This window comes from Duncaniella dubosii (genome assembly GCF_004803915.1).
In the GTDB taxonomy this organism is placed as follows: Bacteria; Bacteroidota; Bacteroidia; order Bacteroidales; family Muribaculaceae; genus Duncaniella; species Duncaniella dubosii.
Genome location: NZ_CP039396.1, coordinates 2,163,394 through 2,183,406, shown reverse-complemented (window position 1 = coordinate 2,183,406; position 20,013 = coordinate 2,163,394). Strand labels below are relative to the sequence as shown.

Annotated in this window: 12 protein-coding genes and 1 pseudogene; 6 read left to right on the top strand and 7 right to left on the bottom strand. The window is 50.2% G+C overall.

Features of this window, described 5'->3' with window-relative positions:
- Positions 1 to 126: 126 nt before the first annotated feature.
- Positions 127 to 2,523, top strand: a complete 2,397-nt coding sequence (locus tag E7747_RS09535) for a TIM-barrel domain-containing protein (RefSeq protein ID WP_136415615.1) — start codon at positions 127 to 129, stop codon at positions 2,521 to 2,523.
- A 95-nt stretch (positions 2,524 to 2,618) separates the two neighbouring features.
- On the opposite strand, the gene E7747_RS09530 is transcribed toward E7747_RS09535, so the two are convergent.
- The 5 genes from E7747_RS09530 to E7747_RS09510 form a co-directional block, all read right to left on the bottom strand.
- The gene (locus E7747_RS09530; protein WP_136415613.1) at positions 2,619 to 4,070 is read right to left on the bottom strand and encodes a M6 family metalloprotease domain-containing protein; all 1,452 of its coding nucleotides are present in this window, start codon (positions 4,068 to 4,070) and stop codon (positions 2,619 to 2,621) included.
- Positions 4,071 to 4,094: 24 nt separating this feature from the next.
- Positions 4,095 to 5,015, bottom strand: a complete 921-nt coding sequence (locus E7747_RS09525) for a T9SS type A sorting domain-containing protein (RefSeq protein WP_136415611.1) — start codon at positions 5,013 to 5,015, stop codon at positions 4,095 to 4,097.
- Between the two features lie 115 nt (positions 5,016 to 5,130).
- A complete protein-coding gene (locus E7747_RS09520) occupies positions 5,131 to 6,897 on the bottom strand; it encodes a RagB/SusD family nutrient uptake outer membrane protein (protein WP_136415609.1) in 1,767 nt (588 codons plus the stop codon).
- Between the two features lie 67 nt (positions 6,898 to 6,964).
- Positions 6,965 to 10,024: a SusC/RagA family TonB-linked outer membrane protein gene (locus tag E7747_RS09515; RefSeq protein ID WP_136415607.1), complete on the bottom strand. Its 3,060-nt coding sequence runs from the start codon at positions 10,022 to 10,024 to the stop codon at positions 6,965 to 6,967.
- Between the two features lie 35 nt (positions 10,025 to 10,059).
- On the bottom strand, positions 10,060 to 12,675 hold the full coding sequence (locus E7747_RS09510; protein ID WP_136415605.1) for a zinc-dependent metalloprotease: 2,616 nt from the start codon (positions 12,673 to 12,675) through the stop codon (positions 10,060 to 10,062).
- A gap of 336 nt (positions 12,676 to 13,011) precedes the next feature.
- Here E7747_RS09510 and E7747_RS09505 point away from each other — a divergent pair, with 336 nt between their 5' ends.
- The 5 genes from E7747_RS09505 to E7747_RS09485 all read left to right on the top strand — a co-directional run bounded on the left by E7747_RS09505 (position 13,012) and on the right by E7747_RS09485 (position 17,560).
- The gene (locus tag E7747_RS09505) at positions 13,012 to 14,751 is read left to right on the top strand and encodes a TonB-dependent receptor plug domain-containing protein (RefSeq protein WP_136415603.1); all 1,740 of its coding nucleotides are present in this window, start codon (positions 13,012 to 13,014) and stop codon (positions 14,749 to 14,751) included.
- Positions 14,715 to 15,038 (top strand): hypothetical protein, encoded by a 324-nt coding sequence (locus tag E7747_RS09500; protein ID WP_136415601.1) that lies wholly within the window; start codon positions 14,715 to 14,717, stop codon positions 15,036 to 15,038. The genes E7747_RS09505 and E7747_RS09500 overlap by 37 nt, the downstream gene beginning before the upstream one ends.
- A gap of 44 nt (positions 15,039 to 15,082) precedes the next feature.
- Positions 15,083 to 15,418 (top strand): heavy-metal-associated domain-containing protein, encoded by a 336-nt coding sequence (locus E7747_RS09495; protein ID WP_228449129.1) that lies wholly within the window; start codon positions 15,083 to 15,085, stop codon positions 15,416 to 15,418.
- An 80-nt stretch (positions 15,419 to 15,498) separates the two neighbouring features.
- Positions 15,499 to 16,935 (top strand): sialate O-acetylesterase, encoded by a 1,437-nt coding sequence (locus E7747_RS09490; protein ID WP_136415599.1) that lies wholly within the window; start codon positions 15,499 to 15,501, stop codon positions 16,933 to 16,935.
- Between the two features lie 25 nt (positions 16,936 to 16,960).
- The gene (locus E7747_RS09485; protein WP_136415597.1) at positions 16,961 to 17,560 is read left to right on the top strand and encodes a nitroreductase family protein; all 600 of its coding nucleotides are present in this window, start codon (positions 16,961 to 16,963) and stop codon (positions 17,558 to 17,560) included.
- A 159-nt stretch (positions 17,561 to 17,719) separates the two neighbouring features.
- Here E7747_RS09485 and E7747_RS09480 read toward each other — a convergent pair whose 3' ends face one another.
- Both E7747_RS09480 and nqrF read right to left on the bottom strand, forming a co-directional pair.
- Positions 17,720 to 18,325 (bottom strand): TlpA family protein disulfide reductase, encoded by a 606-nt coding sequence (locus E7747_RS09480; protein ID WP_228449128.1) that lies wholly within the window; start codon positions 18,323 to 18,325, stop codon positions 17,720 to 17,722.
- A 404-nt stretch (positions 18,326 to 18,729) separates the two neighbouring features.
- Positions 18,730 to 19,994 (bottom strand): annotated as a pseudogene (gene nqrF, locus E7747_RS09475) (NADH:ubiquinone reductase (Na(+)-transporting) subunit F).
- Between the last annotated feature and the right edge of the window lie 19 nt (positions 19,995 to 20,013).

Sequence of the window (20,013 nt, the reverse complement as noted above, 5' to 3'; positions counted from 1 at the left end):
CACCACGTTCACACCGCGTCTACCAGCAGTTTTCATGTCTTTTTACAACTTGAAACCACTATAATCCGATAATTTTGCTTAAATTTGTAGAGCGTAATTTTTATCAGTAAATCAACTCCTTAAACTATGAAATTTATATGGTCTGCAAGGGTCATGGGCGCATTGGCGTTCATGGTTTCCGCGCATTTCGCTGTCACGGAGGCATCAGCCGGAAACACACGTGGCAGCATCGACATCACCACTCCGTCGGGGCGCTCGGTAGTTGTTGATGCCGTAAGCGATAACATCATCAAAGTGACAAACCTCGCTCCCGGCGAGACCATCCCGGCCTCGACAGCATCTCTCATCACCGGCAGAGCCGAAGGCACTGACATAACCACTGCCCCCGGCATAGCCCTGCTCACGACACGTGGCGGCATCGTGGTGCGCGTCGACAGCATTAGCGGAGCAGTCGACATCAGCGCCGGCAGGAACAAGGCCGTCAGCGATAACGGTCTGCGCACATCGGCAGGGGGCCGCCAGAGCCTTTCGCTCTCAACAATGGGCGGAGGCTCATTCTACGGTGCCGGCGAGCGCGGCCACAGTTTCAATCTCGCAGGCGACACACTCGTGATGTACAACCGCCAGAACTACGGCTACACAGCAGGCGATCCGCGCATCCGACAGATGAACATCACAATGCCCCTTTTCATCTCGTCAAACGGATATTCGGTCGTGTTCGACGATTTTGCGGCAGCTGAGATGGTGATGTCAAACCCGATTGTCTACACATCTGAATCACGCTCGCCGATTTCCTACTACTTCATCAACGGCGCGGGGACACTTGCCGATGCCACCCGCCAGCTCTCATCGCTGACAGGCCGTCAGGATCTCCCGCCATTCTGGTCACTCGGCTACATCACATCCAAATACGGCTACCGCACACAGGATGAAACCGTCGGGGTGGTCGACACACTCAAACGCGCCGGCTATCCGGTCGACGGTATAGTCCTCGACCTTTACTGGTATGGTAAGGAGCAGGACATGGGTCGTCTCGCATGGGATCCCGTCCAGTGGCCTGACCACAAAAAGATGCTTGCCGACCTGAAAAAAGAAGGCGTCAACACCGTCATTATCTCGCAGCCCTACATACTCCGCAACTCCAACGGACTCGCCAACTACAACGAGCTTGCAGCTAAAGGGCTTCTGCTAAAAGACTCCACCGGCAATCCGCAGGAAGTGACCATCTGGGTAGGCGAAGGAGGCATGTTCGACATGGCCAATCCCGAGACTCGCCGCTGGCTCTCCGACCGCTACAGGCAGCTGACACTTGAAGGCGTAGGCGGATGGTGGGGCGACCTCGGCGAACCCGAAGTGCATCCCGAGACCGGCATACACGCTAATGGGCTCTCCACACGTGAATATCACAACCTCTACGGCAATGACTGGAGTCAGGTTATCTACGATATGTTCAAAAAAGACTTCCCCGACACACGCCTCATGACCATGATGCGCGGCGGGACAACCGGCCTCCAGCGCTACAGCGTCTTCCCGTGGTCGACCGACGTGTCCCGTTCATGGGGCGGCCTGCAGCCACAGGTCACGATCATGCTCAATTCAGGTCTTAGCGGTCTTGGCTACATGAGCCACGATGTCGGCGGATTTGCCATCGACGAAAACAATCCTTACGACCCTGAACTCTACGTGCGCTGGCTACAGCTCGGTCTTTTCTCACCCGTGCTCCGCACCCATGCCCAGTCGACAGCCGAACCCTACAAATATCCCGCGCAGCAAGACATCATCCTCCCTCTCATACGTGAGCGTTACCGCTGGCTTCCATACAACTATACACTCGCCTATGAAAACGCCTCGCAGGGTCAGCCGCTCGTGCGTCCGCTCAACTTTTACTCTGCCGGAAGCGGGAAATATGACGACGTGACCGACGAATACCTCTGGGGACGCGACATCCTTGTAGCTCCCGTCATGAAACAGGGCGCAACAGAGCGTCAGGTGATTTTCCCCGACGGCCTCTGGGTCGACTACAGTAAGCCGTCGAAATTCTACAACGGAGGTGACACCATCACCTACCCTGCCCCGCTCGACGTGCTTCCCCTATTCGTCCGCGCCGGAGCGTTCATTCCTCAGGCCGACTACAAAATGGAATCGACCGGCGACTACCGCACGGATACCTATACCGTCACCTACTACCCCTATCTCGGAGAATCGGAATACCAGATGTTTGAGGACGACCGCACATCGACCGCCTCGCTTGCCGACAACACTTACTCGATCATCACCTTCCGAGGCGACGCATCAGTCGAAGGCATAAACATTGATGTCACCGCCAAGGGTACATATCACGGCGCACCCGACATGAAGAAACTGACTTTCAAGATTCACCTTATAGATGTAAAGCCATCCGAAATAACCATCGACGGCAAAACCCTTTCCAAGAAAGCGTGGAAATATGATCCGTCCACATCCACAGTATCGATTCCTGTGAAATGGACCGTGGCCGCACCTCTCCACATCGAAATCCATTAATCCGGACATATTTCATATTACAAAAATGCCTGTGGCCGAATTGAAGCCACAGGCATTTTTATATATTTAGATCAGTGCACGGAAAAATATCCCGGCTATTTCAAAAGCTTTATGGTTGCAGTCCTGCCTTCTGAATATGCTGCCCGGGCAAAATACAATCCTGTCGGCAGACTCTCAAGACTCACGGACATTTCACTGACACTGACAACGCAGATTCCAGCCGTATTAAAAACGTCGATGCGCCGTGCATCAGGCGCTGAAAGGACGGACGACATGCGGTCGTAGGCAGGGAGAATCCTGTCGGCGGCTATGTCAGAAATACCGCTTCTGTCAAGATTAAGCGTGAATTCAATCCCACCGTCAACGGTCACTACATCTGTGATTGAAAACGGCGCACGCGTGCCATCAGTATAAAAAGGATAGTCCGCATCTCCTTCCGCACCAAACGACGTGCGTTTGGTCGCCTCGCCTAACGGAGCTTTGGCGATTACACCGGCCTGATCAACCGATCCGCCGGGACGGAACACATACATCTCAAACTTGCTTGCATTTAGATTGCCTTCCCTCGTGGGGTCAATCCTATAGACAAGCATTCCGGCATAAGGCAGCGATTTGTCCCAGCGCGACGACTTGTCGCGGTATTCAACCATGAAATACTCATCCTTCGATAGATCCGGGACAATCTTAAACGCGACATCCTCCGGGCTATCCGAATCGAGCGGTCTGAGCAAATAGCGCCCCGACTCGCTGATTTCCCTGACACTCGGAATCCAGTTACCGTAAAAGCGGCCGTATGTCTGACGAATGTACGCGCTGAGCCCCTGCGGGACTTTCTGATTGTCGCTCATCAGATCCCAGACACCGACAGGCTCAAGCTTGCCGTTGCTGTATAGGTCAAAAGCATTCAGAGTGTGCATCATCTCGTGACATAACACACCTGTATTGAGTTCCTGAGGCTCAAGTGCCTTATATCCGTTGGCCTTGTCGAATACTTTCAGATAACAATCCACTTTCTTGCCGTGGATGACAGGAGTGGTCCAAAGGCACTTCTGATTTGATGGCCACAGGTTATAATTCGATGAAATTTCGGAATTGCCGTTGATGATAACAGTAAAATTATCAATCTTGCCGTCACCGTTGCAGTCAATTTCCGCATCTTCAGGGATGGACGACTCGACATACTTGCACAAAGCATCAAGCATCGTCTGCTCCCGAAGCGACGCGACGGCATAGTTGTCATAGCCGTCAGGATTAATCGATGTCTGCTTGCAATAGTAGCTGCGCGGATGACTGTCGACATAGACAAGCGGGACAAGCACGGAATTCCATTCCATCGCCCCATAGCTCATGTCTGTAAAATAATTACGTACCGAATTGGCATTGTCACCGCTATCGTTGAACATCGCCTCATAATAATCCTGCGGATGCTGCCACTCGGCGTCTTCCTGATCAGCGAACTTTACAAAACAAACCACGTTCGCCATCTTGCGGACGGCAAACGTGGGTAGTCCAACGAGCAGCGACAGCGAGAGAAGTAACTGTCTCATGACTCAATGTTGTTAAAGGGATTGTTAGCGGATAATCTTGATGGTAGCCACTCCGCAGTCGGCTGTAGCCTTGACAACATATGCGCCTGTGGCGAGATGGCCGAGGGCAAGTGAAGAACCGTTGCCCATAGCGACACGCGCTCCTGAAAGCGCATAAACTTCGATTGCGGCATCGGCAGATGCGTTTACAGTCTCTCCGTCGAATGTCAGGTTGAGACCACCGTCAGCAATCACGTCAGAAATACCCGCAGAGCCTTCACTTTCATTTGTATAAGTGAGAACCTTTATACCTTGAACATAGAGATTGCGCTTGATGTTGTTGCGCAAAAGGGCGGTCACCTTCTCTCCGGTGGCGCTTGCAAGAGAAAGATTTGTATTCTGGTTGCTTACATCCTGAATATTATCCCACTGATACTGGGTTTTGGTTGAAAGCGGTCTGTTGATGAATGCAAGCTTCATATATGTAGCGATTGTCGCACAGTCAATAGCCTCTACATTACCCTTGGCGCCGAGGAGTCCGACGCAGATGGGCGCGGTTTCAGTCGACAGGAAAATATCAAACTCGGCACAGTCTGGGAGCTGAAGGAGAAGACCACCTCCATTGGGTGAATCAGAACCATTGGTCGATGATCCGCCGGGCAGTATTATCGCACCGACCTTAGCGCCTTCGCCGCCAAGTTCTCCGGCCTCATTCCAGCCTATTGCCTCGGGATCGCATGTCGGTTCGGCATACTGCCCCTCGCTATCTTCAAATGTAGTGGTCTGAAGCTGTATTTTGTACTTGCTACCCCAACCCACATACTTGTCGATCTTTGCCTGCGAGTCAAACCAGAGCCAGCCGTTGGCATCGACATCAGCCGCATCGAAATAGTTGAAAGTTTCCTGAGCCGAAGCTGCAGTAACGCATGCGGCGCAAAGCGCCATCGAGAGTAAAAATTTCTTCATGTGATAAAATTTTTATAATGATGAATTGTTAAAGGTCCGCGGGATGCGTGTCTTCTCAAAACCCGAATCCCGCAAACCATAATCTATTTTTTCTTTATTTACAATATTGCGTGTGTTACATCTCGACCCATTCAGGGTTCTGCTCAATCTCGTGATAACGCACATCGTCCCAGTCAAGAGGCCAGTAATACTGGCGTGCACGGAAATATCTCACCACGGTGTTGCGTCCGTTGACCACAGGATTGGTTATCGTGCGCGTGCCGTTGGCCTTGACCACAATCTTGACACCGAAAAGAGGATTTGTCGTGCCGGTCATTCTTTCCTCTGCGATATTGTAGCGTAGCAGATCCCAATAGGTAGTCTTTTCAAAAGCCATCTCGACACGGCGCTCATTAAAAATGTCATCCCATGTCACCGACTGCAGTTCAGGCATCTTCACGCGTCGGCGAATCTGATTTACCTTGTCGAGAGCAGCGACAGTCCTGCCTTTCTTGAAATCAATCTCAGCCATGTCGAGAAGAAGTTCGGCATAGCGCCAGATGATGCAGTTCTGAGAGCTGGCATAAGTGTCGTTCGTATCAATTGTCTGACGTTCGTTAAGGAATTTGGCCATGTAGTAGCCCGTGCGCGACACCGAAGCTGTGGTTGATGTGCCGTAAGGGGTCAGATCCTCTCCCGCCACTTCATTGCCGTCGACAGTCGTGTAATGGAGATCCATTGTGTGGCCACGCCATTCCGCACCGTCATAGAGCACATTCGCATAGAAACGGTAATCACGTCCTTCGTATGGATTATTCTTGTCATAACCTGAAGCGGGATCAGTGATTGGAAGCCCGTTGGCCATACGATATTCGTCCACATGGTTCTGCGTGGGGTTATAGGCAGCTGTTGTGGCACCGAATGACGGAGCGGAAGCCTCACGGTCAAGCTTATGTCCGTTAGCATTTGAGAAATTACCGTCGTCGGCATGCTGCACTTCCCAGATTGACTCTTCCGAATTCTTTGTAAGGAATATGTTGCGGTAGCCTGCGACAACCTCATCTCTGGTCGTACCGGCAATCTCCACAAGCTTGTAGACTCCTGACTTCATCACTCGCTCATAATTATAGGCTGCCGAGTCAAGCATTTCGGCCGAGCGGTCATTAAGAAATCCCAAGTAATCCTTCTCACAGTTCTGAAAGTGCTCACCTGCGGCCCAAAAAAAAGTCTTGCCTTTGAGCATAAGGGCTGTTCCCCGTGTCGGACGCCCCACATTGTCAGCCGTGTTGGTGACATCGAGAAGCGATGCGGCGAGTTCGGCTTCATCAGCGATAAAACGAACCATCTCCTCATAGGACGCTCGCGGGAATTTGACCGGATTTTTAAGCGGATTGTAGGGCTCTTTTATCAGAAGCACTCCGCCATACATACGCAACAGTGTGTAATAGTAGTATGCACGGAAGAAATGAGCCTCGCCAAGCACCCTCTGCCTTATGTTTTCAGGCAGACGACTTTCATTCTCAAGCAAAGTATTTATAGAAGAAATCTGGGTGTAATATTTGAACCACTCCGTACGGCCACGGGTCGTGATGTCCTGCTGAGAGCTTTTAAGGATGTTTCCGTAGTCGCCCTGATACCAGTCACGGCGTCCGACTGTAAGCTGATCGCCATACCACGGCTCGTATTCGTAGCCAAGACCTTTCATAAGCGTCGTGACATAAGTGCGGAAACCGTTGTCCATGTTTCTGTACCACGGAAGGACATATTCGTCAAGAAGCCGTTCGTTTTCCCAGATGACTTCCTCTGACAGCTTGTCGTTAGGAGCGTCACGGAAAAGGCCATCACATGAGACAAGTGTGACAGGCAATAAGAGAGCACCTATTATATATTTCGTTATTTTCATATAAGTCAGAGAGTTTTCCTTTGATTATAGTCGATATTTGTTATCATGAATTACTCCGTCCACAGAATCAGAAGCCGAAATTCACTGTCAGACCATAAGTGCGCTGAAGCGGATAGCCTCTGAGCGACTCGGGATCCATGTTGTGGAGAGAAGATACCGTAAACAGATTACCGCCCTGAAGCGCGATGTCAAGAGCCGATATATGAGCCTTGCTGAGCATTTTCGACGGGAAACGATAGCCGAGGGTCAATGCCTTCAGACGGAGGAAATTACATTTTTTCACCCAGAATGTGCTTTCAAGTCGGTTGTTGTCAGATGACGATGAGAATTTCACACGCGGATATTCGGCATGCGGATTCTCAGGAGTCCAAGAGTTGGTGTAATGATAGTCCTGAAAGCGCTGGAGCGAACGGTTTTCAAGAGTATACAGCTCACTGATCAGCTGATTATAACCGGCCACACCCTGAAACTGTGCATTCATGTAGATTCCTTTCCATTCAGCACCGATGCCGACACCGAAATTAAGGTCTGGAAGTGAAGAGTTCTTGACATAGATGCGGTCATTGCGCGTCAGGAGTCCGTCGCCGTCCTGATCAATATACTTGATGTCGCCGGGAGCAAGTGTTGTATTGCCGAAACCGTCCTGATCGACAGGCCATTCGGCTATTTCCTCATAGCTTTGGAAAAGACCTGCGGCCTCATACATGGCCTTCGACGAATAGCTCTTGCCTTTGCGGCGGAGATTCGGCAGATAGGCCGACTCATCGCCATAGTCGAGAACCTCGTCGGTGGCACGTGACACGTTGACAGTCACGTTATAGCGGAAATCGCCGATTGTATTGAGATGTTTCAGCGAAATATCCCATCCGCGATAGAGCACTTCACCTATATTTACCTTAGGCACTGAACCGCCTGTTCCGACAGAAGGAGGGAAAAGATATGCAGGCGCGTCCATTACCATGTTCGAACGGCGACGCTCGAAATATTCGCCGGTAATTGAAAAACGGTTGTTCCAGAAACCGAGGTCAAGACCGATATTGAAATCCTTCGACTTGCCCCATTCAAGGTCCGGATTGGGATATGAACCGGCTTCAGTTATGATACCCGGGCCGAATATGCCTCCGATCGGATAACCTCCGTTCATTGCGAATATATATTTGCGCAGATAGTCGTAATCAGACGCATTGCCGTCGTCGCCAAGTATACCGTATGATCCGCGCACTTTGGCAAACGACATCACTGCAGGTGAGATATTCTTGAAGAACGGTTCGTTTGAGACGACCCACGATGCAGATACTGTCGGGAAGAATCCCCAGCGGTTTTCGGGCGCAAATCGGGTCGAGCCGTCGACACGGAAACTGAATTCCGCGAAATAGCGAGAATCGAATCCGTAAGTGGCACGGCCCACGAGCGAAGCACGCTCGCTGTAGTATTCATTGCCTGAAAGAAAGCCGCTTGAAGTATTGCCGATGACTTCGGGGAACTCTCCGGGAAGATCATCGTTGCGTCCTGTCAGATATTTGTTGCGATAGTCCTGATAGTTGACCACGGCCAGACCTGTCACCGAATGCTTCCCGCCGAATGTATGGTCATAGCTGATACCAGCCTCGACAAGCTTGTTGTTGATGGTCTGGTGACGGTCCTCCATCTTTATCTTTGCTTTCGGATAAACCGTATTCGGGTCGACGGATGTCGTCCCCGTCTCCTGATCGTAGAGATATAGCGCCACCGGCTTGGAATACTGGGTTGTATTCTGATGGTTCAGGTCGACCGTACCTTTAAGATAGATCTGAAGTCCGTCGACCTTAGGGATTGAATAACGTAGCACAGCATTGACCGTGTGGAAGTCGGAATTGACCTTGTTATATCCGCCATTTCCATAGACATTTATCAGCGGATTCGACCCATCGATGCTGGCAAGGCGTCCGTCAGTGAAAGTCAGCACCTGCAGCGGAGAGAAATTATAGGCCGCATCAATGGTGGTGTAGCTTGAATTCTTGTTTTCAGACACTGATCCCGTAAGGTCGACCGAAAGAGTAAGCCCCTTGATGAGATCGGCATCAAGTTTGGCCGAATAGTTGTAGCGGTCACGGCTTACATTTGAATAGAGCCCCTTGGTGCGTGTGTATCCGCCCGATATAAAATAGCGCACACTTTTGGAACCGCCCGACACCGAAAGTGAGTAGCGCTGCGAGTTGCCCCACTTGTTGAGATAGTCAAGCATATTGGAGTTGCCATATACGTTAGGGTCGGAGTCGAGGAGCGAGAGGTCGTAGGGAGTATAGATGTCACTGCCTGAATTTTCTACCGCACGGTTATACAGCTCGGCAAATTTATAACTGTCGAGGAATTTGGGAAGATAGGTGGCTTCCTGAAGGTTGAACTGACCGCGGAAATTGACACGCGCACGTCCGGAATCCTGTCCGCGCTTTGTCTGGACGAGAATGACACCATTGGCGGCACGCGCACCGTAGACAGCGGCAGCAGCGGCATCCTTGAGAATCGAAATGCTCTGTATATCGTCAGGGTTAAGATCGCTTAGACGCATCTCGCCGTCCGAAGTGTTGGTTCCAAGACGTGGGACACCATCAATCACAAGAAGCGGGTTTCCCGTATTACCGCGTATGCTCATTGTCGCTTCCTTGGCCGACGACGGGTCGCCGGTAGTGCTCATCACACCAAGGCCGGCAACCTGACCGGCAAGAGTCTGGTCGACATTCATGGCTGGAATGCGAATAAGCTCATCGCCCGAGATTGTCTCAACCGAAGAAGTCAGCGATTGTTTCTTGGCTGTACCGTAGCCGATGATGACCACTTCATCCATCACATTGGAATTCACTTCCATTTTTGTTACTATATTGTTCTGGTCAGGGCCGACCTCGACAGCAACAGTCTTATAGCCGATATATGAAATAGTAAGTGTCACCTTGCTTCCGGTCTTTACAGCCACTGTGTACTGGCCCTCGACATCGGTAGCTGTCGCCTGTGTTGTTCCTTCTACTTTTACAGTAGCCCCGATGAGCCCTTCGTCGTTCTCATCGACCACCTTGCCTATAAGAGGCCGTGTCTGCGCTGACAGAACCACAGTGGAAATAGCGAGCATTATGCCCAATAGGAATAATCGCATATTGCAGAAATGTAAAAAAGTGGTTTTGTGTATATTTAGTCGTTTTTAAGAATCTTGCCGATTGCAAGAATCTGGTAGTCATAGAAATCACGGGTGTCGGCATCAGGAGCCGAGGCACGCTTTGTCTTGTAGAGGTTCATGATTTCCTTGAGGCGTGCCGTCATCATAGGCTGCATTTCAGTGACAGGCAGCGCGGTCTGGTTGAGAAGTATTCTCAGGAATGACCGGGCTTCGTCAGGGTCTGCGGCAGATTCGAGATGCGCGAGGCCACATGGCAACTGGGGCACTGTGATTTCCGCGAGGGTCATGGCAAATTCGTCGACTATCGAAAGAGATTTTGACGAGGACGCTTTCTGTTCCTTCGGTTTGAGACCCGAATAGTTGACCATCACACCGATTGCCGAAGCCTGAAGGTTGCGCTCGGTCGCATCAAGCGCCTTGCCCTTATATGTCGCCTCGAAAATCGAATGGATTGCATCGTCCATATAGTCGCGGAGCTTATAATTGTTGACGGGGTCAAGCCGGCCACCTTCCTTTATGCGCTGCAGATTGGTCGAGATGAGCAGGCAAGCCACAATGTTACGCTGCATTTTCTCTTTCCATTCGTATGGTTCTTCCCATTTGGCCATTAGGCTCGGAGGAGTGAGCCAGTCACATGTGCGAGCCTGATTGAGAAGCCATTTCATAGCCTCTCGCTGGCGTGCTTTGGGAATGAAATTACGGGCATCGCCATCGTTCATCCCCTGACGGATTTCCTTAAACTCGACACCGCCAATGTAGGGGTAGACATGTCCGACATGACGGAGATACTGGCTGACAACAGCCTTATACATGTCGCTGAGCGATTCGTAGTGTTCGCCCTTGTCACCTGCCCAATCCTCGAAATTATCCATGATAATCTTCAGATTGGAAATCGACATGTCTCCGGCCTTCAGATGGTCGTTGCCGAGGTCTTCGGTCTGGTCGGTCGGGTCAACAAGTCCGAGGAACTGCTGTGCGCCGAACTCATACATTTTGTCGCCGTCCTTCTCTCTGATCCATTTTTCAAGAGTGGGCTTCTCGTCCTCCATAGTCTTTGCACCGGGGATGAGACGGTAGCCCCAGTTGATGGCATGGATGTCATAGACTCCCACCGGAGGAGGCGTAAGTCGCACTCCACGCTCAAAGTCTCCGGGCTGAGCCACGAAATTGTTGCGAGCATAGTCCATGATGCTCGGAGTAGTGCCGTGCTTCTGAGTGAACTCCGGGTCGCGAAGATTGTCGAGAGTAAACGAGTGAGAAGCTCCCATGTTGTGCATGAGGCCGAGACAGTGGCCGATTTCATGGGCAGCCACATAAGTCAGCGACTCATACATCACTGAATCGGCAAATACCTTTGTGCGGACACGGGGATCGACAGCCGCCGTCTGGGTGAAACGCCAGTTGTGGACAAGTTCAAGGATATTGTGATACCAGATGACATCTGCACCGAGAATCTCACCTGTGCGTGGGTCGGTATATGACGGGCCCATTGCATTGGCGGTCGGAGTGACGCAATATCGGACACAGGAATAGCGGATATCATCCGGATCGAAATCAGGATCGTCGGCAGGATAGTCGCGCGCCTCTATCGCATTCTTGAATCCGGCGGCCTCGAAGGCTGTATTCCAGTATTCGATTCCTTCCTTGACGGCTCCACGCCATTTTTCCGGGAAAGCCGAGTCAACGTAAAATACAATCTTCTTTTTCGGCTCGACAAGCTTACCGGCAAAGTATGCCTCACGGTCTTCATCGCGCGGTTCAAGTCTGTGACGTGTTATGACCTCATAGGGCTTAGCTCCGTCAGTCGAGGAGGAATACTTGTTTTTCAGTTCTGAAAAGTAGCCCACACGGTTGTCGTGGATACGCATCGCCATCGGTTCATCTGGCAGGCGGACTATCGAACGCGACATAACCACAGTATATGGCTGAGTGGCACTCGAAGTAGTGTAGGCAAGACGGCTCTTTATCTCGACATTTTCCGGGAAGGATTTTACAGAAACAATCGACGAACCGTCAGCATAGAAAGTGCCCTTTATACCCTCTTTGCCCCCAAGAAGCTTGGCAAGCGGGTTGGCCTCCTTGATGGGAGAGATGACCTTTTCATTGCCTCCGAAAAAAGAAGTGACATCAATGAACACGCCATCTTTATTTTTGTTGGCAATCTTGAAAGCCTTGAGCACAGGGTCGACGAAGTTACGGTCAAATGAAACCTTGATAGGATCATCGGCCGGAACTTCCGACGCAGTCTGTATGAGGTGAAGGTAGACGTTGTTGTCATCGCGCGTGAATCTGATGAGCATAGGATTGCAGGCCATCTGTCCGGCCACGTAGTCTTTGGTTGTCGAAAGACTGTTGACACGGTTCACAAGAAGATATGTGCAGTCAAGAACACTGTCGGGAAGTTCAATCCACAATTTGTTTTTCTTGTCGAAATAAGTATTGAACATACCCTTGCAAACCTTGGCATCCTTCAAATTTTTCATGAAATCCGCACTGTCCTTAGCTGCCCCTGACAGCTCCACCTTTGGCATAGTGACCTTCTTTTTCTTCGCAGAGATTCCCTGAGGCAATAAAACACCACTCAACATGGTTGCAACCAGAGGAATAAGCGCGATAATACGTCTGTCCATACAATTTTGTAGTTAACTTTGATACAAGATTTTATTTGCAAAATGAATTCATGCGATATACCCGAAAGCAACCCCGTCCGGGCCGTTACTCCATGCGTATATTTTTGCAAAGGTACTTAGAATATAGATATGTGCCATTAAGACTCGTTAAACAACGTTAAATATCAATATTTCAATAGAAATTTGCTACTAATTAACCTTTCATAATTATTATTTATCAAAAAACATTTTCTAATTGTTCCATTATGACAATTATCCATTGAATTATGAAATAAGTGGCAAATATCCGTAACTCCGGGATTTTTCGTAACTTCGCAGTAAATTTTGCAATGATCCATGAACGGAATATTAAAAACGGTCTTTTTATTTACCTCCCTTCAGGCAGCATTCAACTGCCAGTCCTCGCCTCTGACCCAAGAACCCGACACACTCGGCCTTGAACTGCAGGAAGTGGTCATCTCCGAACGACGCACTCTCGGCAAACTGCGCGGACGCGCGACGAATACTGAAGTCATCTCCGCTTCCGACCTAAAACGGGCTGCATGCTGCAATCTTGGAGAAAGTTTCACCACCAACCCGTCGGTCGACGTGAGCTACAGCGACGCGGCGACAGGAGCACGCCAGATTAAACTCCTCGGACTGTCTGGCAGCTACGTGCAGATGCTGACTGAAAATATCCCTAATTTCCGAGGTGCCGCCGGACCGTTCGGACTCGGATATATAGCCGGACCTTGGATGCAGTCAATTCAAGTGTCGAAAGGCGCAAGCTCGGTCAAAAACGGCTATGAGTCAATAACCGGACAGATAAACATCGAGATGAAGAAACCGCAGCTCGACCCGAGTCTCTCTGCCAATCTCTATGCCGACCACAAAGGAAAACTCGAAGGAAACTTCGACGGCAACATACATCTCGGAGAAAAATGGAGCACCGGCATCCTGCTCCACGGAGAAAATTCATTCACGACCCACGACGAAAACGACGACGGATTTGCCGATTCACCTCGCCTGAGACAGTTTGCAGGAATGAACAGATGGGCATATCTCGGAACAAGCTATGTGTTTCAGGCAGCGGTCAAATATCTTGACGAACGACGCAAAAGCGGACAGATTGCCCACGGACACCACTACACCGACCCATATATAATCGACATAAGCACCCGCCGCGTCGAAGCCTTCACCAAAAACGCCTATATATTCGACCGCGACAACGACGGCAATGTGGCCATGATAGCCTCAATGAGCTTCCACGACCAGAACGCAGAATACGGCCGCAAGCTCTACGATGTCATCCAGCGCGAAGCATACGTGTCGGCCATGTTCGAGCGAAAATGGAACGATCTCCATGCCCTTTCGACAGGACTCAGCATGGTCTATGACAATTACCGCCAGCATCTGCGTGCGTCAAATGCACCGGATGCGGTGACTGCCGACATCGACAGTCACGAAATGACAACAGGCGCTTACGGACAGTATACACTCAACATCGACAACAGCCTCATAGCCATGGCCGGAATACGCGGAGACTACAGCTCGCACTACGGCTGGATGTTCACCCCGCGTCTGCATGTCCGCTACAATATCATGGATCCGTTATCACTACAGCTTTCGGCCGGACGCGGCTACCGTTCGCCACAACCGCTTGCCGAGTACCACTACATGCTCGCCTCGTCACGCTCGCTCATCATCGAAAACAATCTCCGTCAGGAGAGCGCGTGGAATTTCGGAGCCGGCGTGACCTCGTCGCTACGTCTTTTCGGCCGTTCGCTCAGTCTGTCCGGCGAATATTACTACACGCGCTTTACCGACCAGCTCCTGCTCGACCTCGACACAGACCCGCATGCAGCCATAATCGGCAACCTCGGAGGGCGCTCATACTCACATACATTCCAGATTGAAGCGAGCTACAACATACTCTCCGACCTTAATTTCTCGGCAGCCTACCGTCTGACAGACGTACAGGCAAATTACGGAGACGGCATGCGCCAAAAACCGCTGACTTCACGCAACAAGGGTCTTCTGACCCTCGGATACACCCAAACATGGGGCTCTGGCAGCTCGACATCACCTGCGCCCTAAACGGAAAGGGACGGAATCCCAAACCATATATTACCGCCGACGGATCTCTGTCATGGGAAAAATATTATCATCCATACGCACAGCTCAACGCCCAGCTGACGCGTAATTTCCGTCACTGGAGCATTTATATCGGAGGCGAAAATCTGACCGGCTACCGACAGAAACGTCCGATCATCGACGCAGCCAATCCGTGGGGGCCGAATTTCGACGCGACAATGGTCCATGCCCCGATTCACGGAGCTATGGTCTACGCCGGTTTCCGATATAACTTCACGAAATTTCTATAGTCACACCTTAATAAATAATATTAACAAATTCATAAATCACTCTCATGAAACGAATCCTCTCATTAGCCCTGATGCTTGTATCACTCACAGTAATCGCCAATGCAAAAGCTCCTGCCGACACGACAGCAATCTTCAACGTTATGCCCAAAATGTCGTGTCAGAACTGCGAAAACAAAATCAAATCAAACCTGCGTTTCGAAAAGGGAATCAAGTCCATCGAAACATCGCTTGACAGCCAGACTGTAACAGTGGTTTTCAATCCCAAGAAGACCAATGTCGAGAATATTCAGAAGGGTTTCAAGAAAATAGGCTATGCTGCCACTCTCATCCCTGAATGCGAGGACGACCAGAAGAAAGAAAACAAGACTATAAAAGAATAGCAGCCGCCAATCGCAGGTAAAGGCAGAGCGCCATTCAGCCATTTCGACCATCTACCACATAAAAACAACCACACAAATACATGAAAACATCAATCCTCACCATTTCTCTGGCCTTCCTCGCTATTGCCGCCGAGAGCGAAGCCAAAGTCCGGCCTGCATCACTGATCACCGACAATATGGTGCTTCCACAAAATTCGAATGCGCGGATCTACGGGATAGCCGACCCCGGCGCAGAAATCACCGTAATCCCGTCGTGGAACAACAAGACTTATTCAACCTCCACCGACCGCACAGGAGAATGGTCGCTTGCCATCGAAACCCCGGCAGGCGGCTTTACGCCCTACAGCATCACTATATCCGACGGTGAGCCACTGACTGTCAACAATGTGCTTATCGGAGAAGTATGGCTTGCCTCAGGACAGTCAAACATGCAGATGCCGCTTAAAGGTTTCCCCGGATGCTGCACGCTCGGCGGATATGACGAAATAGCCTCTTCAGGCGACGAAGCAGGAAATGTCAGATTTTTCACTGTCCCGCAGACACAGAGCTACACTCCGCTCGACACTGTGGCCGCCTCTTGGACCGTTCCCTCTCCGGAAACAGCTCCCGATTACAGCGCGCTCGCATGGCATTTCGCAAAACGGATGTCAGACGTGCTAAATGTCCCGGTCGGAATCGTAAGCGCAGCCTACGGCGGGGCCAAGGTCGAAAGCTGGACTCCACGCGACATGCTTGAGAAATATCCCGATATATCGCTCGACCCGAAAGACATTGAACCGATGGTCCACTACCACCGTCCGATGCTGATGTATAACGCCATGTTCAATCCGATAAAGAACTACACGTATAACGGTATCATCTGGTATCAGGGCTGCTCGAACGTCTCTACCTATCAGACATATTCCGAGCGTCTTGCTGCTATGGTCAAACGCTGGCGCGATGACATCGGCCTCGGCGACATCCCCTTCTATGACGTCGAAATCGCCCCTTACGAGTATGGCGACCCGACAGAAAAAGGCAAAGCCCCCTTGCTGCGCGAAGCCCAGTGGAAGGCAATCGGCATGATTCCGAACAGTGCAATGATTTCAACCAATGACCTTGTAGAACCCTACGAGCGTTTCAACATCCATCCCGCCAACAAGGCTGCCGTCGGCAAACGCCTGTGTGACCTTGCATTGAACAAGACATACGGTAAGAAACAATTTCCGGTGGAAAGCCCACGCTACAAGAGCCACCGGTTCACTGACGGCGCTGCATGGGTAGCGATTGATTCCCCCTCCGACGGTATCTGCCGCAATTATATGATCGAAGGTTTTGAAATCGCTGGTCCTGACAAAATTTTTCACCCTGCCGACTCCGTATGGCTTCACTGGCAGACCAACGAAATGGTCGTATCGAGCAAGAAAGTTCCTAATCCGGTTGCCGTACGTTACGGATGGCGTGATTTCATGCCGGGAAATCTCCATGCCGGCAATTATCTGCCTCTGATACCTTTCCGTACAGACGATTGGGAGTAATCAAAAACAACAAAAAATATTAAACATGGATAAACTCACTCTCGAATCGCTCAGGGAGCTTCTTAAAAGCAACCGCAGCTATCGCCGCTTTGATGGGTCAAAGGCTATTTCCGAATCGACACTGCGTGAATTAGTCGGTCTGACACGCTATTGTTCGTCGGCGCGAAACCTCCAGCCACTGCGCTACCGCACGGTAACATCGGCAGAAGAACGCGAGGCTATATTTCCGGCGCTGAAATGGGCCGGGTATCTTAGCGACTGGGACGGACCTGCCCCTACGGAACGTCCGGGCGCATATCTCGTCCAGTGTCTCGACACGAGTCTGACCGCCAACTGTCTGTGTGACGACGGACTTCAGCTCGAAGCAATCACACTCGGGGCTGCCGTTTTAGGAATCCACTGCTGCATAATCAAGGCATTCAACATCCAAGAAATCATTTCGACACTCCATCTGCCTGAACAATACAAACCTCTGTATGTCCTTGCTCTCGGCTACCCGGCCGAAAAAGTGGTATTAACGGATACAGACGGCACTCATGACGCTGACATCCGCTACTACCGCACCCCGGACTCCACACATGTAGTTCCAAAACGTCCAGCGGAGGAGCTGATAATCAATCTTTAAAGGCGATAATATTATAACTTTAACTTTTACCTGATAGAATAAGGGTCAATTCCACAAGCGGAGTCGACCCAATTTTTTCACTAAAACCACTCATATCGTTTGTATTATCGCAGCTATAGGCGACTCAACTCTCAAAAGGATATGAAAAACACTATCGCACTATTCCTCTACACATTCGGCTATCGTCGCGAGAATATCGGCACGGATGCCGGGATTTGTGCCATTAACGGCCCGGCGGATTATTCCCTTCCTATCGACTACAATTGTCATAGGGAAACCTTTCCCATTATTCCAACGCAGAAACAGAGTATCATTGACAAGATGACGCCATGTGAAACCAAGTTTTTCCACTACAGGCCGTGCCTTGTCGGCATCTTCGTATGTAGCAGACAGAAACACCACATCAGGATAGAGTTCTTTCCAAGTCGAAAGTTCAGGCATCTCAGCACGGCATGGCCCACAGGTCGAAGTCCATAGATTCAGCACTGTTACCTTACCTTCTAAATCTTTATTACTGCACTCTATCCCGTCAATGTCCATAGCGGTAAATTCAGGAAATCTGTCGCCCTCATGAATCGGCATCATTCGTTTAAACGACAGAAGCTCCATAAGCTTCTCACGACTCCGAGCCTCTTTCAAAATAGCCTCCCCGTCTTCCAGTTGATTCAGCGGTATGGCTTGTGCAAAAATGTCGTCGGACAGGGCCGAAGAATCGTTATAGACATTAAGCCAGATTGTTATATCCTTATATTCTACCCTGGCCATTGACTTGCTTTTTCCAATAAGTTCTTTTGGAGTATCTTTAAAAAAGTGGCCTTGGATATAGACATAACTCTGTCGTTTAGGTTCGGACGTGGTGGCATTCTGACTCCCTGCCACAAATGAAGTCAAGATAAGTAAAGCCGTCAAAATAATATTTCTCATGGTTGTCGAAACTATGTTAAAAATTTAATTCTTATTTCGCAAATATAATTGTTTTAGACTAATAAACCAAAGAGTTTGACTAATAAATCTAATCGTTAATCCGATTTTTATTGAGAGAATTATATACCTTTCATTCGAGAATCACCTAATACACAATACAATAACCATCTATTACAAAACAACGAAAAAGCGCCATTGACAACAGCCAACAGCGCTTTTTGCAAGAATTATTTCTTTATGAGGAATTATCCACCAAAGTTATCGTAGTGAACTGATTCGGGATCGACACCAAGGTCGTCGAGCATCTTGTTGACGGCGGCGCTCATCGGGCCGGGACCACACATGTAGTATTCGATATCCTCAGGTTCGGGATGGTTCTTGAGATATGTCTCGTAGATGACCTGATGAACGAATCCCGCAGTATATTTCACACCTGCGGCATCGGCTGCGGGATCGGGACGGTCAAGCGCAAGGTGGAACTTGAAGTTGGGGAAATCTTTTTCAAGCTGAAGGAAATCGTCGAGATAGAACACTTCGTTAAGCGCACGCGCACCGTAGAAATAGTTCATCACACGGTCGCGGGTGTTGAGTGTCTTGGTCAGCCACATAATCTGGGCACGGAGAGGCGCCATACCTGCGCCACCGCCAATCCACATCATCTCGGCCTTCGAATCGACAATGGGATGGAAATCCCCGTAAGGCCCACTCATGCGCACCTTGTCGCCGGTTTGAGAGTGAAGATGTAGCTTGACGCAATACCGGGCATGACATCCTGAAAACCGACCTGAGGTTTCGGCTTGAATGGCGGAGTGGCTATGCGGACAGTAAGCATGATTCGGTCGCCCTCCTCAGGATAGTTGGCCATTGAGTAGGCACGGACGGTGGTCTCCGTGTTGCGACATTTCAGCCCGAAGAGTCCGAATTTCTCCCACGAAGGCAGATATTCGTCACCGATAGAAGCCTTGTCGATATCCTTGTCATAGTCCATCTCGTATGTCGGAATCTTTATCTGGGCGTATGAACCGGGAATGAAATCCATGTGAGCGCCTTCGGGCAGAGCCACGATAAACTCCTTGATGAATGTCGCCACATTTTTGTTTGAAATCACCTCGCACTCCCATTCCTTGACATCAAGCACAGAAGCCGGAATGCCTATGGAGCAATCCTCCTTGATTTTCACCTGACAGCCGAGACGCCAATGATCCTGCTGCTGTTTGCGCGAGAAGTGAACTTTCTCGGTCGGGAGGATGTCGCCACCTCCGCTAAACACCTGACATTTACACTGACCGCAGCTGCCCTTTCCGCCACAGGCTGAGGAAAGGAAAATATTCTGATCGGCAAGGGTCGAGAGGAGAGTCTTGCCAGACTCGGCCTCCACGACAGTGTCGGAGTTGATCGTAATCTTGACTTTGCCCGAATGGACAAGATATTTCTTTGCGAGCAGGAGTATCAGCACCAGCGCAAGGGTGATGATAAGGAAGATGCTCACACCTGAAAGTATCGTTAACATGATTATATTATAATATAAA

What these genes read in the sequence shown, in the direction of transcription:
- E7747_RS09535 (WP_136415615.1), top strand. Translation starts at nt 127, where the DNA reads ATGAAATTTATATGGTCTGCAAGGGTCATGGGCGCATTGGCGTTCATG.
- E7747_RS09530 (WP_136415613.1), bottom strand. Translation starts at nt 4,070, where the DNA reads ATGAGACAGTTACTTCTCTCGCTGTCGCTGCTCGTTGGACTACCCACG.
- E7747_RS09525 (WP_136415611.1), bottom strand. Translation starts at nt 5,015, where the DNA reads ATGAAGAAATTTTTACTCTCGATGGCGCTTTGCGCCGCATGCGTTACT.
- E7747_RS09520 (WP_136415609.1), bottom strand. Translation starts at nt 6,897, where the DNA reads ATGAAAATAACGAAATATATAATAGGTGCTCTCTTATTGCCTGTCACA.
- E7747_RS09515 (WP_136415607.1), bottom strand. Translation starts at nt 10,024, where the DNA reads ATGCGATTATTCCTATTGGGCATAATGCTCGCTATTTCCACTGTGGTT.
- E7747_RS09510 (WP_136415605.1), bottom strand. Translation starts at nt 12,675, where the DNA reads ATGGACAGACGTATTATCGCGCTTATTCCTCTGGTTGCAACCATGTTG.
- E7747_RS09505 (WP_136415603.1), top strand. Translation starts at nt 13,012, where the DNA reads ATGAACGGAATATTAAAAACGGTCTTTTTATTTACCTCCCTTCAGGCA.
- E7747_RS09500 (WP_136415601.1), top strand. Translation starts at nt 14,715, where the DNA reads ATGGGGCTCTGGCAGCTCGACATCACCTGCGCCCTAAACGGAAAGGGA.
- E7747_RS09495 (WP_228449129.1), top strand. Translation starts at nt 15,083, where the DNA reads ATGAAACGAATCCTCTCATTAGCCCTGATGCTTGTATCACTCACAGTA.
- E7747_RS09490 (WP_136415599.1), top strand. Translation starts at nt 15,499, where the DNA reads ATGAAAACATCAATCCTCACCATTTCTCTGGCCTTCCTCGCTATTGCC.
- E7747_RS09485 (WP_136415597.1), top strand. Translation starts at nt 16,961, where the DNA reads ATGGATAAACTCACTCTCGAATCGCTCAGGGAGCTTCTTAAAAGCAAC.
- E7747_RS09480 (WP_228449128.1), bottom strand. Translation starts at nt 18,325, where the DNA reads ATGGCCAGGGTAGAATATAAGGATATAACAATCTGGCTTAATGTCTAT.